The 13,826-nt window shown below is 72.9% G+C and carries 18 protein-coding genes and 1 pseudogene; 16 read left to right on the top strand and 3 right to left on the bottom strand.

Features of this window, described 5'->3' with window-relative positions; all coding sequences use genetic code 11:
• The first annotated feature begins 10 nt into the window (after positions 1-10).
• The 8 genes from ACHZ99_RS25235 to ACHZ99_RS25200 all read left to right on the top strand — a co-directional run bounded on the left by ACHZ99_RS25235 (position 11) and on the right by ACHZ99_RS25200 (position 6,398).
• Positions 11-232, top strand: a complete 222-nt coding sequence (locus ACHZ99_RS25235) for a hypothetical protein (RefSeq protein WP_420307029.1) — start codon at positions 11-13, stop codon at positions 230-232.
• A gap of 124 nt (positions 233-356) precedes the next feature.
• Positions 357-947 carry a Uma2 family endonuclease gene (locus ACHZ99_RS25230; protein WP_420307028.1) on the top strand — a complete coding sequence of 197 codons (591 nt, stop codon included), beginning with the start codon at positions 357-359 and terminating at the stop codon, positions 945-947.
• 82 nt (positions 948-1,029) lie between these two features.
• Positions 1,030-1,416, top strand: coding sequence for a TIGR03618 family F420-dependent PPOX class oxidoreductase (locus ACHZ99_RS25225; RefSeq protein ID WP_420307027.1), 387 nt, complete (start codon positions 1,030-1,032; stop codon positions 1,414-1,416).
• 396 nt (positions 1,417-1,812) lie between these two features.
• Positions 1,813-1,923: a keywimysin-related RiPP gene (locus ACHZ99_RS25220; RefSeq protein ID WP_420307026.1), complete on the top strand. Its 111-nt coding sequence runs from the start codon at positions 1,813-1,815 to the stop codon at positions 1,921-1,923.
• A 26-nt stretch (positions 1,924-1,949) separates the two neighbouring features.
• On the top strand, positions 1,950-3,806 hold the full coding sequence (locus tag ACHZ99_RS25215) for a lasso peptide isopeptide bond-forming cyclase (RefSeq protein WP_420307025.1): 1,857 nt from the start codon (positions 1,950-1,952) through the stop codon (positions 3,804-3,806).
• A gap of 44 nt (positions 3,807-3,850) precedes the next feature.
• The gene (locus tag ACHZ99_RS25210; RefSeq protein ID WP_420307024.1) at positions 3,851-4,105 is read left to right on the top strand and encodes a lasso peptide biosynthesis PqqD family chaperone; all 255 of its coding nucleotides are present in this window, start codon (positions 3,851-3,853) and stop codon (positions 4,103-4,105) included.
• Entirely contained in the window at positions 4,102-4,536 is a 435-nt protein-coding gene (locus tag ACHZ99_RS25205; protein ID WP_420307023.1) for a lasso peptide biosynthesis B2 protein, read from the top strand. The genes ACHZ99_RS25210 and ACHZ99_RS25205 overlap by 4 nt, the downstream gene beginning before the upstream one ends.
• Positions 4,533-6,398: an ABC transporter ATP-binding protein gene (locus tag ACHZ99_RS25200; protein WP_420307022.1), complete on the top strand. Its 1,866-nt coding sequence runs from the start codon at positions 4,533-4,535 to the stop codon at positions 6,396-6,398. Before ACHZ99_RS25205 ends, ACHZ99_RS25200 begins: the two co-directional genes overlap by 4 nt.
• A 41-nt stretch (positions 6,399-6,439) precedes the next feature.
• Here the strand turns inward: ACHZ99_RS25200 and ACHZ99_RS25195 are convergent, their stop codons facing one another.
• A complete protein-coding gene (locus ACHZ99_RS25195) occupies positions 6,440-7,102 on the bottom strand; it encodes a TetR/AcrR family transcriptional regulator (RefSeq protein ID WP_420307021.1) in 663 nt (220 codons plus the stop codon).
• A 125-nt stretch (positions 7,103-7,227) separates the two neighbouring features.
• Between ACHZ99_RS25195 and ACHZ99_RS25190 the strand changes: the two genes are divergently transcribed.
• The 8 genes and pseudogenes from ACHZ99_RS25190 (at position 7,228) to ACHZ99_RS25155 (ending at position 13,114) form a co-directional block, all read left to right on the top strand.
• Positions 7,228-7,872 (top strand): FMN-dependent NADH-azoreductase, encoded by a 645-nt coding sequence (locus tag ACHZ99_RS25190; RefSeq protein WP_420307305.1) that lies wholly within the window; start codon positions 7,228-7,230, stop codon positions 7,870-7,872.
• 187 nt (positions 7,873-8,059) lie between these two features.
• The gene (locus ACHZ99_RS25185; protein WP_420307020.1) at positions 8,060-9,139 is read left to right on the top strand and encodes an amidohydrolase family protein; all 1,080 of its coding nucleotides are present in this window, start codon (positions 8,060-8,062) and stop codon (positions 9,137-9,139) included.
• A 48-nt stretch (positions 9,140-9,187) separates the two neighbouring features.
• Positions 9,188-9,631 (top strand): hypothetical protein, encoded by a 444-nt coding sequence (locus tag ACHZ99_RS25180; RefSeq protein WP_420307019.1) that lies wholly within the window; start codon positions 9,188-9,190, stop codon positions 9,629-9,631.
• Positions 9,632-9,634: 3 nt separating this feature from the next.
• Entirely contained in the window at positions 9,635-10,486 is an 852-nt protein-coding gene (locus tag ACHZ99_RS25175) for a hypothetical protein (protein WP_420307018.1), read from the top strand.
• Between the two features lie 337 nt (positions 10,487-10,823).
• Positions 10,824-11,252 (top strand): annotated as a pseudogene (locus tag ACHZ99_RS25170) (transposase); the annotation flags it as partial.
• Positions 11,253-11,604: 352 nt separating this feature from the next.
• Positions 11,605-12,036, top strand: a complete 432-nt coding sequence (locus ACHZ99_RS25165) for a hypothetical protein (protein WP_420307017.1) — start codon at positions 11,605-11,607, stop codon at positions 12,034-12,036.
• A gap of 164 nt (positions 12,037-12,200) precedes the next feature.
• Positions 12,201-12,632, top strand: coding sequence for a DUF5959 family protein (locus ACHZ99_RS25160; protein WP_420307016.1), 432 nt, complete (start codon positions 12,201-12,203; stop codon positions 12,630-12,632).
• A gap of 32 nt (positions 12,633-12,664) precedes the next feature.
• Positions 12,665-13,114 (top strand): NUDIX hydrolase, encoded by a 450-nt coding sequence (locus ACHZ99_RS25155; RefSeq protein ID WP_420307015.1) that lies wholly within the window; start codon positions 12,665-12,667, stop codon positions 13,112-13,114.
• 87 nt (positions 13,115-13,201) lie between these two features.
• Here ACHZ99_RS25155 and ACHZ99_RS25150 read toward each other — a convergent pair whose 3' ends face one another.
• Both ACHZ99_RS25150 and ACHZ99_RS25145 read right to left on the bottom strand, forming a co-directional pair.
• Entirely contained in the window at positions 13,202-13,405 is a 204-nt protein-coding gene (locus ACHZ99_RS25150) for a hypothetical protein (RefSeq protein WP_420307014.1), read from the bottom strand.
• Between the two features lie 93 nt (positions 13,406-13,498).
• Positions 13,499-13,826 (bottom strand): ATP-binding protein (locus tag ACHZ99_RS25145; protein WP_420307013.1); only part of this gene is annotated, 328 nt, incomplete at its 5' end.

Here is a 13,826-nt window from a genome sequence, read left to right as displayed (position 1 = left end):
GGGCTCCGGCATGATAGGTCCAGCGGACGACAACGAAGACCCGCCGCGGTCGGGGGTGCCGCGGTCCGTCGCCGTGGCGGTGGCGCTTCTCGCCGGCCTCCTGCTGGCGTGGTTCGCGCACGAGGAGGGGATCGACTGCGAGCGCAGGGGCAACATCACGATCTGCGAGGGCACCACGCCGCCCGCTGAGGACTCGCCCGACCGCGAGCCCTACGGCGCGGGCGGCCCGTAGCGACGCCCCGGGCGCGGCGCGTCAAGGCAGCGAAGACCGGCCACTCGTTCGAGCGGCAAGATCGTCGTTCCGGGTGGGTACGCTGGTCGTACGGGCGAGGATCCGTCGTATGGGAGCACCTGCTATGAGCGTGGCACCGAAGAAGCCGGAGCACACGACCCCTGCGTGGCCGACGCCGCCACCCGGCGGCTACACAGCCGACGACCTGGACACGCTCCCCGACCTGCCTCCGCACACGGAGCTGATCGACGGGAGCCTTGTTTTCGTGTCGCCGCAGAGTTCGTTTCACGACAACACCATGTTCCTGCTGCGGCTGGGGCTGCTGCGCACGGTGCCGGACGGTCTCGCGGTCAAGGGCGAAATGACGATCGTCATCAACGACCAGCAGCGACCTGAGCCGGACCTGATCGTGCTGCGGGCCGAGGCCCTGGGCAACGGGGACGAGACGAGGTACGACGCGGCGGACGTGCTGCTCGCCGTCGAGGTCGTCTCGCCCGAGTCCCGGGCGCGAGACCGCGAGACCAAACCGCTGAAGTACGCGAAGGCAGGCATCCAGCACTACTGGCGCGTCGAGAAGGAGGACGGCAAGCCGGTCGTCTTCGTCTTCGAGCTGGATGCGGAGACCGGGGCCTACACCCTGACGGGAACCTACCGCGACCAGCTCAAGCTCAGCGCTCCATTCGACATCGACATCGACCTCACGCTCGCCTACTGAGCGGTCTTAGGACGTTCGTCTGATCCACCGCCCGATGCGCCGGGGGCGGCCCGGCTGGTCGGATGGTGCCATGGATGCTCTCATGGACCTTCCGGACACCGTGCGGACGCGGCTTGCCGAGGAGTGGAACGCCTGGCTGTGCACCGTCCGGCCCGACGGGTCCGCGCACGTCACGCCCGTGTGGTTCGTGTACGAGGACGGGACCTGGTGGGTGGGCACGGACGCGGGCGCGGTGAAGGTCCGGAACCTGCGCGGCGAGCCGCGCGTCTCCCTCGCCCTGGAGAACGGCACGCACCCGGTCGTCGCCGAGGGCACCGCATCGATCACGGACGACTTCCCCGCCCCGGTCGTCGCCGCGTTCGCGGCGAAGTACGGCTGGGACGTCACCGCCCCCACCCGCCCCGGCACGGGTCGCGTGCTGCTGCGGATTCCGGTGCGCCGCTGGCTGCTGGCGGGCACGGCGCAGTAGCCGGGCCCGTTCGGGCAGGGGGAGCGGGGAAGGGGCGCGGCGGCAGGAGCGGCGCGCTCCCCCGGCGGCTCCGTACGGCGCGCGTGGGCGAGCCCTCCTCGGCGCCACTGCCGTACGCCTCCCCCGGCCCGGAACGCGCGTGCGCGCTCCGCGCTGACCTGGGGCGTCAAGCACTCGGCACCGGCGGGCCGCTCCTCCGCCCCCTCTTGTCGTTTCCCTGCGGCACACCTCATGCGCCACGGTAATGCTCCCTGACCACAGGGGAAATTTGCCTATGATCACACCTTTTTCGGGGCATCTTGTCGCGCCCTCGCCCCGTGAGTATCCCTGGCGTACACCCCGCTTTCCTGGCCAGCCAGGAGGGGCGACCGAGACACCCGTACGTGAGGACAAACGATGAAGAAGGCATACGAGGCACCGACGCTGATCCGGCTCGGGGCGTTCCGGAAGAAGACCGGGTTCCTGCTGCGCGCCGGCAACGACCGGCTCATCCTGAGCAAGAACTGACGAGCGACGGTTCCCGAACCGACGTCATGAGTGAACAGCACGAGAGTGCGGGGACGGGCCCCGGCGACGCCCACTTCACGGTCTTCACCGACCGGGAGGAGGCGGCGGCCGTGGCCCGCTCCCTCACCCGCCCCGGCACGCGCGTCCTGCGGCACGCCTCGGGCCGGCCCTGGCTGGTGGGCCAGTGGCACGACCAGGACCTCGTCACCGCGCGCGCCGGCCGCGCGGCGCTCGCCGTCGTCGGCTGCTGCCCGGTCGGCGCCGCGGAGCTGGAGCGGCACGCCGGGCGGCTGCGCGACCTCGCCGAACTCGACGCGCTGGCCCGCTCCCTGCCGGGGAGCTGCCACCTCGTCGCCGCGCTCGACGGGCGGCTCCGGGTGCAGGGCACCGCCTCCGGGCTCCGGCTGGTCTTCCACGCCCCCGTCGCCGGCACGCAGGTGGCCGCCAGCGGCGCCGACGTGCTCGCCGCCGCGCTCGGCGGCGAGCCGGACGCGGAGCAGCTGGCCGTCCGGCTGCTGTGGCCGGTCCCCCATCCGCTCGCCGAGGCACCGATGTGGCGCGGCATCACCGCCGTCGCCCCCGAGGACGCGCTGATCGTCGCGCCGGACGGCCGGACCGTACGCCACACGCGCTGGTGGACGCCGCCGGAACCGGTACGCACCCTCGCCGACGGCGCCCCCCTCGTCCGGGAGGCCCTGGCCGCGGCGGTCGACGCCCGCACCCGGCAGGGCGGCGTGGTCAGCTGCGACCTCTCGGGCGGACTGGACTCCACCTCCGTCTGCTTCCTCGCGGACAGCTCGCCGGCCGCGGTGGTGGCCGGCACCTGGCCGGGGCGCGACCCCGCCGACACCGACCTGCACTGGGCGGAACAGGCCGCCCGGTCGATGCCCGACGTCGACCACGTGGTCTGGGACGCCGACGCCTCCCCGCTGGTCTACACCGACCTGCTCACCATCGACGACCTGCTGGACGAACCGACCATCGGCGTCATGGACCGCTCAAGGGTCCTGCACCACCTGCCCGCCCTGGCGGAGCGGGGCAGCCGGCTGCACCTGACCGGCATCGGCGGCGACCACGTGACCTGGTGCTCCGAGGCGTACTACCACCGGCTGCTGCGCATCCGCCCGGTGTTCGCCCTGCGCCAGGTGCGCGGCTTCCGGGCCCTGTGGCAGTGGCCGCTGGGCGGCACGGTGCGTGCGCTGGCCGACTCGCGGCCGTACGGGAAGTGGCTGGCCGACGCCGGCGACCGGCTGCGGGCCCCGCTTCCCCCCACCGTCAGCGCCGGCCTGGGCTGGGGCATGGTCCCGCGCCTCTTCGACTGGGTCACCCCCGACGCCGAGCGGATGGCCCGGCGGGCGCTGCGCGGGGCCGCCGCGACCGCCGTACCGCTGCACCCGGACCGCGGCCTGCACGCCGACCTCGAACAGATCCGCTCCTGCACCCGCATCGTCCGCCAGTGGGACCGGATGGCCGCCCGGGCCGGCGTGCCGATGGCGTCGCCGTTCCTCGACGACCGCGTCATCGAGGCATGCCTCGCCGTGCGCCCGGGCGAGCGCGTCACGCCCTGGCGGTACAAACCCCTCCTGACCACCGCCATGAGCGGGATCGTGCCCGACGCGTGCCTGCGCCGCACCGACAAGGCCGCCGCCTCCATGGACGCGTCCGACGGGCTGCGCGCGCACCGCGGCGACCTGCGGGCGCTCTGGGAGGACTCCCGGCTGGAGCGGCTCGGCCTGGTCGACGGCGCGGCCCTGCGCCGGCTCGCCGAGCGGCCGGGCAGCCCCGAACTGCAGGACCCGATCCTCTACTCGACCATCGCCGCCGAGGTGTGGCTGCGCGGCCTGGGCCGGACCGCCCGGACCGCGGCCCCGGCCTCCACATGACCGCACCGCCCCGCACCGCACCGCCCCAGCAGAAAGGCACACGTATGCCACTGAAGTTCGGCGCCGATGTCTCCACCGCCGAGACGGACTACGGCACGGTCCTCCTGGACGCCCGCGCCGGGGAGTACTGGGAGCTGAACCCCACCGGCACCCTGGTGGTCAGCACGCTGATGGCGGGCGGCGACGAGGCCGCCGCGGTCGCCGCGCTCGTCGACGAGTTCGACATCGACCCCGCCCGGGCGCAGCAGGACGTCGACGCCCTCGTCCGGCAGCTGCGGGCCTCGGGGCTGGCCGAATGACGACGCCCAGCGCCCTGGAACGGCCCACCGGTGTGCCCTTCCCCAGACGCCTGGCCGCCCGTCTCGTCCTGCTCCCCGCCCTCGCGCTCTCCCTCCTGCCGCCCCGCCGGCTCCGCGCCGTGCTCCACCTCGCCCGTCGCGGGGCCACGGCGGCCACCGCCGTACAGGCCGGGGACGCGCGGGACGCGATGTGCGCGGTGAGCCTGCGCTGCGCCGGGCCGAAAGGCTGCCTCCCCCGCTCCCTGGGTGCCGCGCTGCTGTGCCGGCTGTCCGGGACCTGGCCGACGTGGTGCGCCGGGGTGCGCGTGGTGCCGCCCTTCACGGCGCACGCCTGGATCGAGGCGGACGGCCGCCCCGTGGCCGAGGACGTACCCGACGACTACTTCGCCCGGCTCCTCACGGTCGCGCCCGGGAGCCGGTCGCGCCGATGACCGGCGGCCCGGCGGATCAGGCACGGCCCGCGGCCGGGGGCGACCACTCCACCCGGGTCGCGGTCGCCACCACGTACCGGCTGACCGCCGGGCACCGGACCCCGGCCCTCGTCGCCACCGTGCTCACGCTGGCCGGCTCCGCCCTGGGGCTGGCACAGCCGCTCGTCGCCAAACAGATCGTGGACGCGAGCGGACGGGACCAGGTGCTGTGGCCCCTGCTGCTGCTCCTGGCCGCGCTGTTCCTCGCCGAGGCGGCCACGGGCGCGGTGGGCCGCTTCGTCCTGGAGCGCATGGGCGAAGGCATCGTACGGGGGCTCCGCCACGGTCTGGTGGCGCGGCTCCTCCGGCTGGAGATGCGGGAGTACGACCGGCACCGCAGCGGCGACCTGATCTCCCGGGTCACCGCCGACGCCACCCTGCTCAGGGAAGTCGTCTCCCAGGCGCTGGTCGATCTGGTGACGGGCGCCCTCGTCGCCGCGGGCGCGGTCGTCCTGATGCTGTGGATCGACCCGCTCCTGCTGCTCCTGGTCGCCGTCACCGTGACCGCCGCCGCCGTGATCGTCGCCTCGCTCCTCCGGGGCATCCGGGCCGCCTCGGAACGTATGCAGACCTCCGTCGGCGCGATCGCCGCCGACCTCGAACGCGCCCTCGGCGCCCTGCCGATGGTGCGGGTCCACCGCGCCGAGGAGCGGGAGGCGGCCCGTATCGGAGAACGGGTCGAGACGGCCCACAGCGCCGGCGTACGGACCGCGAAACTCGCCTCCCTGATGAGCCCCGCGGTCGAACTCGCCGTGCAGGGCTCCTTCCTGATCGTGCTGGTCATCGGCGGCCTGCGGGTGAACGGCGACGCCAACTCCCTCGGCGACCTGGTCGCCTTCCTGCTGTACGCCTCCTACCTGGTCCTTCCGCTGTCCTCGGTCTTCCGGGCGGTCGGCCTGATCCAGCGCGGCATGGGGGCCTACCAGCGCATCGAACAGGCGCTGGCCCTGCCGGCGGAGCCCTCCGGGGACCCGCCGACCGCCGTCCGGGCGTTCCCGCGCGCACCGGCCCGGCCGGCGGCCGCGGACCGGGAGCCCGCCCTCGCCCTGCGGAATCTCCGCTTCGGCTATGACCCGGACCGGCCGGTGCTGCGCGGCGTCTCGTTCACCGTCCCCCACCGGCAGCAGACCGCCCTGGTCGGCCGGTCGGGGGCGGGAAAGAGCACGATCTTCGCCCTCGTCGCCCGGTTCTACGAACCGGACTCCGGAACCCTGCTGTTCGACGGCCTGCCCGCCACCGCGCTGAGCCGCGCCGCATGCCGCGGACGCCTCGCCGCCGTCGACCAGAACACCCACGTCGTCCACGGCACCCTGGCGGACAACATCACCTATGCCGCGCCCGGCGCCACCGACGCCGAACTCCGGCGCGTCATCGAACTCGCCCAGCTGGAGGGAGTCGTGCGGCGGCTGCCGGGCGGCCTGTCGGGCATGCTGGGCGAGCGCGGCGGCACGCTGTCGGCGGGCGAGCGCCAGCGCGTGGCCCTGGCCCGCGCCCTGCTCACCCGCCCCGCGATCCTCCTGCTCGACGAGCCCACCTCCCACCTCGACACCCTCAACGAGACCGCGCTCACCGCGGTGATGAAGGACGTCGCCCGGGAATGCGCCCTGCTGGTCATCGCGCACCGGCTCTCCACGGTCCAGCACGCCGACCAGATCGTCGTCCTGGACGGCGGCTGCACCGTCGCCCGCGGACGTCACGAGGAACTGCTCACCAGCAGCCCCCTCTACCGCAGGCTGGCCGCCGGGCAGATGCTCCGCCCGGCCGGGGCCCGGACCTCGTCCGACGCGGCCGTCCCCGCCCACCCGCCCACGCCGCCGCCGTGAACCCGGGCGGAGCGTGACGGGCGGGGGAGGGGTCGGGTCCCCTACGGTGTGCTCCCGCAGACCCGTGTGACGAGGACCTCCCACCCCTCGGCCAGCGCCTCCAGATGCCCGGTCCAGGCGGGCTGCTCCTCCGTCTCTTGTGTCTCCGGCGCCTCCAGCGCCTCCGCGGGCGTGGCGAGGTAGAGCAGGACCGGGCCCTCCAGGGCGGCGGTGAGCTGGAGGGTCAGGGCGTCGAGGTGCCGCCCGCCCAGACCGGCCTGTCCGAGCAGGTAGCGGACGTGCGGCCGGGTCAGTCCCGGGCCGCCGGCCGGTATGGGCTGGTTGCGGTCGAGCGCCGCGCGGGCGACGGCCTGGTGCTCCAGCAGGAAGCAGATACGGCCCTGGCCGTACGCGATCAACCGGTCCACCGGGTCGCCGCCCGGGCCCAGCGGCGGCGGGCCGGACAGCACGCGCTGCTGGAAGGCGCGTTCGCCCTCGTCGAGGAGGGCGGCGAAGATCCCCGCGCGGGTACGGAAGCGGCGGTAGACCGTGCCCTTGCCCACACCGGCCCGCTCCGCGAGGTCGTCCATAGTCACGTTCCCGACGCCGTCCTCGGCGATCATCCGGCGCGCCGCGTCCAGGAGCAGCCTTCGGTTTCGCGCCGCGTCGGCCCGCTCCGGGCGGGGTTTCCCCAGGGGGATCAGGTCACCGTCCACGGTCGCCACCGTATCGCCGGGAATAGAAGCGGGGTAAAGTCCGCTTAGGCTGAATGTGGACGTACGAGCCGTCCGCCGCGCCGGGCGCCCTGCCCCCGCGTACCCCCGTATCCGACAACCGGAGACCCGCGCACATGAACCTCTTCCGCATCGACGCCAGCATCCTCCCGGGCAGCTCGGCCTCCGCCGAGCTGGCCGACGCGGTCCAGGCCGAGTGGGCCCTGACGCACCCCGACGCCCCGGTGGAGCGCCGCCACCTCGGCACCCGGCCCCTCCCCGCCGACGCCTGGGCCCTCGCCACCACCGCCGGCTTCACCCCCGCCCCCGAACGCACGCCCGAGCAGACCGAGGCCATGGCGCTGGCGGCGGAACTGGCCGGAGAACTGGACCGCGCCGACGCCGTACTGCTGGCCGTGCCGCTCTACAACTACGGGGTGTCCCAGCACTTCAAGGTCTGGACGGACCTGGTCATCAACGCCGCCGGCCCCACCACCCCCGTCCTCAAGGAGAAGCCGACGGTGCTCGTCGCCACCAAGGGCGGCGGCTACCGGCCCGGCGCGCCGCGGGAGGGGTGGGACCACTCGACGCCGTACCTGCGGCGGGTGCTGGTCGACATGTGGCAGGCCGACCTCACGGTCATCGAACGCGAGCTGACCCTGGCCGCCACCACCCCGAGCATGGAGGACCTCCGGGAGGAGGCGGCGCGGCTCCACAGGGACGCGCTCGACGCGGCCCGGGAGGCCGGTCGGACGCTGGGGAAGGCGGTGGCCCGGGTGTGAGGGCGTGACGGCCGCCCCGCCGCGCGGCGGGCAGCGCGCTGCCCGCCGCCGTGGTCCGTAGCCCGTTGCGGTTGTCTGCGGATCTTCGCGGCGGGGCACCGCCGCACCCCCTCCCGTTTGATCACACAATCCCTTCGTCGCACTCCACCCGCTCCACCGCCGAAGGGGTTCCGCGTTGCCGTACGTGATGAGTCGCAAGGCCGCCGTCACCGCCACCACCTGGCTCGCCGCCGCCGTCGTCCTCGGACCCGCCGCCGGGTCCGCGGCGTCCGCGACCGGGCAGGACTGCTACGACCGCCGCACCGAGCCGTACACCTCGGTCGTCGACGCGCACCTGCACTTCCGGCCGTTCGGCGGCGAGGCCGTCCCGTTCCGCGAGCTGGTCGGCTACCTCAAGCGCACGGGCGTACGGCACGCGGGCGTCTTCGGCATCGGCCAGAGACTCCCGGTGGACTCCCCCTGCACGTACTACCTCGACTGCCCCGGCACGCCCGTGCTCCCCAGCCTGAAGAACGACTTCGTCAACGCCGAGAACGTCGTGGAGCACAAACAGGACGACGTCGACCTGGCGCTGTCCATGACGTACCCCGACCTCGCCGAACCGGAGACCGTCATGGACGGGATGCGGCTGCTCGACAAGGAATTCCCCGGGATGTTTCAGTGGATGGGCGAGGTCAACCTCATCAAGCAGGCCCTCCTCCCCAACCACCACGAGCCGGCCGACGAGGAGGACATCGAGGACTGGGAACCGTTCATGGAGAAGCTGCGCCGGCGCGGGATGCCCCTCACCATCCACTCCGACCTCGGCAACGACCGCGAGCCGACGCGCTACCTGCACCTCATGGAGCGCGTCCTGGAGCTGTATCCGCACAACAAGATCATCTGGGCGCACATGGGGCTCTCCAAGGAACTGTCCACCATGGACCCCGACGCGCACATCGCCATCCTCGAACGGCTCCTCGACCGCTACCCGAACCTCACCCTCGACCTCAGCTGGCGGGTGCTGGAGGACATGTACTTCAGCAAGCCCGGGGTGCGGGAGAAGTACGCGGCGCTGCTCGACGCGTATCCGGAGCAGGCGGTCCCGGGCACGGACTTCGTCGCGTCGCGGAAGAAGGACTTCGGGGTCTACAAGGAGGAGCTGGAAGTGACCAGCCGGATCAACAAGGCGCTGGGCGACGAGGCGTTCCGGCGGATCGCGCTGGGGCAGAACTACTTCGACCTGCTGGGGATCAAGAAGCGGGCGCCGGAGGTCTGCGAGGTGTGACACGTACGCCGGGAGGGGGCCCGAGCGGGCACGGTTAGGCTCCCGCCCATGGTGCATGTGAGTCTTCCCGAAATCGGCCTGGAAGGTGAATGGCCGGTCAGCGAGGCGGAACGGACCGTGGCCGCAGGGCTGCTGGCCGCACTCCCGGCCCTGCCGGACCCGGGGGCCGACCTGGCGGCGCGAGGGCGGTTCGTGGAAGTCACGCTGCGCACGGTGACGGAAGTGATCCGGGAGAACGGGACGTTGCTCTTCGGCGGCCGGACGGGCGGGGTTCCGGAGGTGCCGGGCAGGGTCCACATGATCGGAATGCCGTTCGCCATCGCCAGTACGTTGACGCACGTGAGCAAGACCCGGCGGCTGATGCTGGCGAACCGGGGCGCGGAGGCGGCGAACGCGTATCTGGTGGAGAGCCTGGCGCGGCTGGAGCCGGAGGTGGTGGAGCTGCGGCGGCTGCTGGCGGAGGCGGCGGAGCCGGAAGCGGGGGGTGCGTAGGAGGTGGCGTTCGAGCACAAGAACGGCGGCCCGACGCTGAGTCTGGCGGAGCCGGCGGAGTGGGCGGAGCCGGAGGAGCGGGCGGAGCCGGCCGGTGGCCCGGGACGTGGCGCCACGCCGCAACCGGAACAGGACAAGCCCCTCGCCCCCTCCCACTCCGCCGCCTCCACCGTCGGCCAGCTCACGCACGGCCTCCGGCGGCTGTGGCCGCTGGTGCAGCCCCTCAGCGCCGAGGCCGTCATCGGCTGTCACGACCGGGAAACCACCTATCCGGAGACGGGCGTCAGCCCGCCGCGCCCGCACTGGTTCATCCACGACCGCACGGCGGCCGAGCCCACGCACGACCAGGCGCTCGACGTCGTCGACCCCTGGTACATCGACCCGGTCGTCGAGCCGGTGCAGCGGTTGTCGGTCGAAACCGTCAGATCATGGCTGGAACGCGCCCAGGCCCAGCCCGCCCCCGACCCGGACACGTACGAGGTCGGCTGGACGGAACTGTGGTTCAACGCCACCCGCGTCCGTGTCCCCCACCCGTGCGCACCGGACGTCCCCGCGAACGTCGCACTGGAGGCCGCGGAGGTCCGCTGGGTCGCCACCGTGCCGTGCGCGCGGCGGGAGGGCGCCGCGTGGGTCGCCGGGCCGACGCGCGAGATGCGCCGCATCGGCATCCGCGCGCCGATGACGCTGCACGCGTCCAACTACGGCCAGGTGGAGATCTCGGTCTCCGCGAACTGGTCGATTTGGAGCGCGGAAGGGACGCCGGGCCGCGCGGCGTTGGTCGACGCGGCCCGAAGCCTGGTGGCCGACGGGTGGAGTGTGAGGTACGGCGCGGAGTTCTTTCACGAACTTGCGTAGTGGGGGGGTGGGCCGGTTCGGCGGCGGGGTGCGACGCGGTGGGGCGACCGAGGCCGGTCGGGGAGGCGCAGCGCGGCGCGGCCACCGAGGCGGGCGGGGAGGCGCGGCGCGGAGCGGCCACCCCGGCCCGGCGGGAGACGCAACGCGACCCAGCCACCCAGACCGGCCGGGGAGACGCAGGATCACGTCCCGCGGAGTGGTGTAGGCGGTTGGGGTTGTGAATGGGTGGGTGTCTGCCGGGGGCGTGCACCCGTTGCGGGTGAATGCTCCCTGAACAAGGGGCAGGCCATCGCGCAGTCTCCCTGGTGAACGGCCAGTTCAACCGGAGGAGCACACGATGGCCTTGTCCCAGTCTGACCTGATGCGGCTGCTGGAGTCACTACGCACGGCCGACGGAGTTGAAGCGATCAGGATGCTGGTGGAGCGCATCCTGCAGGAGCTTATCGAGGCCGAGGCCACCGAGGCCATCGGCGCCGGGCCGGGCGAGCACGCCGGGACGCGCAAGACCTGGCGCAACGGGCACCGGGAGCGGCTGCTGACCACCCAGGCCGGCGATGTGGACCTGAGGATCCCGAAGGTGCGGACCGGGTCGTTCTTCCCCTCGTTGCTGGAGCGGCGCCGGCGGATCGACCGGGCCTTGTTCGCCGTGGTGATGGAGGCGTACGTACGCGGCGTGTCCACCCGCAGCGTGGACGACCTGGTCAAGGCCCCCGGCGCGGACTCGGGCATCTCCAAATCTGAGGTCTCGCGCATCTGCGGCGAACTCTTCACCGACAAGCCGACCAACCCCAAGCAACAGATCCCTCCCCAAACCGAACCCAACCAGCCCTCCGACTGACTACACCACTCGGCGGGACACGCTCCTCGTCCTCACAGCGGTTTTCCATCCGCTGTCGAGCAGGCTGAGCGCCGTCTCCCGCCGCATCTACAGGATCAAGCCGGTTGACGTGCACGTGGAAACAGATCCGTCAATCAGCTGGGCGGGATTGCCGAACTGGATCCCCGCGTACGTCTGGCTCCCCGGCCGACCCACTGGTGCGCCGCCGGACCATCCCACTGACTGGCGGGCGTGGGCGATAGCACGAGGTGGGGCGGAGGCGGACCAGTCGGTCCTCAAGGTGACCGTTACGGCTCGTGAATCCGCGTCCGTCGTGATCGACTGCCCCAAACTGCGCCACAGTTCAGAACCCCTGGAGGAGCCCCCGAGAGGAATCGTCGCCTGCTGTCCGGCCGGCGGCGCGGCCGTTACGCCGAGGCGGCTTCAGGTCGATCTGGGGTCCGGAACGACCACGTGGGTCGAGGAAGACGGCTCTCCCATCCCGCCGCTCACCCTCCTCCTCGCGCCAGGGGAGACTGAGCAGTTCCTCATCTTCGTACGTGCCCACTCCGGGCGCACCGAGTGGCACTTGGAGCTGCCGGTTCTGGTCAACGGAAAACGGCAGTTGATTCCCGTCACGGATGGAGGCAAACGCTTCATCACCTACGGGCGGGAAGGCTACGACGAGTACCGCTGGTCCGACGGCGGGTGGGAGCAACACGCCTCGGCCTGACACCGGCCGGTTCCCCCTCGCACCGCCGGGTGCCGTCGGCCGCCCACCCCCCGCTCCCCCGGCCCGCCCGCACCGCCCATGTGCCCGCCAACCTGCCCGCGCCGCAGGCGTGTCAGTGGCGCCCGCTACCGTTCGGGCACGACGTACGAGCCGGGAGGGCACTGGTGGCTGGTGGGCCGATCGATCTGATTCAACTGCCGGGCGAGGGAGGTAGCGTCATCCTCCGGATCACCGGGATGAAGCACCTGAAAGAGTCGGGTCCGGTCGGTGTGCTGGAGGGGGAGATCCTCGTCGACACGGCCTTCGTGCAGGGGCGGACCCCGATCACGGTGTCTCCGGAGGACCTGCGGGAGTGGCAGGAGGCCCTGGACGCGCTCGACGCGGGCCACGACATCGCGTGGCGCGAGCACCTGCGCGGGCCGGAGGTGTTCATCGAGCGTGACGCCGAGGACGCGTCCGCGCAGGTCACGGTGAGGGACCGCGCGGAGTCCCCGACGTCGGTGACGGTCACCGTCCCGCTGTTCGACGCCTGGTTCGATGACGCCTATCGCCGTCTGGACCTGACGTGGCGCACCTGGCCGATAGCCGAGGACTGACAACGCGCCACCGTCTCCCCGGGAGGTCCCAGGTGTACATCGTCAACGTCTGCGTCGCACTCCGGCGCGGCGAGCAGTGGTTGCTGATCGTCCGCCACCCCGATCTGGGCCACGCCGGCGGAACGCTCGCGGTGCCCGGCGGCAAGGTGGAGGTCAGGGCCGGCGAGCCCGGTGACGACGTCCTCGAAGAGACCGCCCGGCGGGAGGTGGCCGAGGAGGTCGGTGTCGACCTCACGGGCGTTCCGCTGCACTACGCGGAGAGCACGTTCTTCGTCACCGACACCGGCGGCCCCGTCGTGAACGTCGTGTTCGCAGCCCGGATACCGGAGGACGCGAAGCCGTACCCGGCGGCTCCCGCCGAGGTGTCCGAGGTGCTGTGGCGTACGCGGCAGGAGGTCGAGGCCGCGGCCGACTGTCCTCCGTGGACGGTACGGAACGTCCGCCGGGCGGCAGAAGCGCTGGAGCGCGCCGAGCCCGTCTGAGACCTGAGCCCGGGGCTCCGGTCGCACCTACCAACGATCCGGAACATTCCGGTCGTACGGTGACGAATCAGCGACGGTCCGTGTCCGTCAGCGGTCCGCGTACTCCCCCAGGACGACCACCGAGACCACCGCTCCGCCGAAGGCGGCCACCGCCCGCCACGCCGTATGGAGGCGGTGCCGTGTCGCGCGGGCGGCGACGGTTGAGATGGGCGGGCTGTCGGGGCGCGGGGCTTCGGCGGCCCGCGGGCTGTCTGCCGCCCCGCGCGGCGGGGCGAGGGAAGCGCTGCTCATGCTTCCAGCGTGCCGCAGGCCACCTGCGGAAACGTCGGCCGCGGGGCGGAACCGCGCGGACCCGGATCTACGACCTCGGGGCCACCCGCACCCCTACGGAAGTCTCAGGGTCTCCCCGACGTCCCCGTCCCCCGCCGACCGGGGCACCGGCGGCGACATCGGCGGCGACGTCCGCGCCGGAGCCAGCGTCGCCCGTACGGTCTTACCGACGAACTCGCGCGGAAACCACGACAGCTCCGCCCCCAGCCCCCGCGCCAGGAACAACCCCCTCCCCCGCTCCTCCTCCGGCCCCGGCGGCGCCTGGTCCGGCACCCGCGGCGGCAGCGCCGCCTGCGGGTCCGACACGTCGATCACCAGCGCCCCGTCCTCCCGCACGGCCAGCCGCACCCACACCCGCCGGCCGATCCGCCGCCCGTACTGA

The organism is Streptomyces sp. MAR4 CNX-425 (genome assembly GCF_048656465.1).
In the GTDB taxonomy this organism is placed as follows: domain Bacteria; phylum Actinomycetota; class Actinomycetes; order Streptomycetales; family Streptomycetaceae; genus Streptomyces.
Note: the sequence above shows the minus strand (reverse complement) of the source record. Positions and strands in the feature narration are given on the sequence as shown.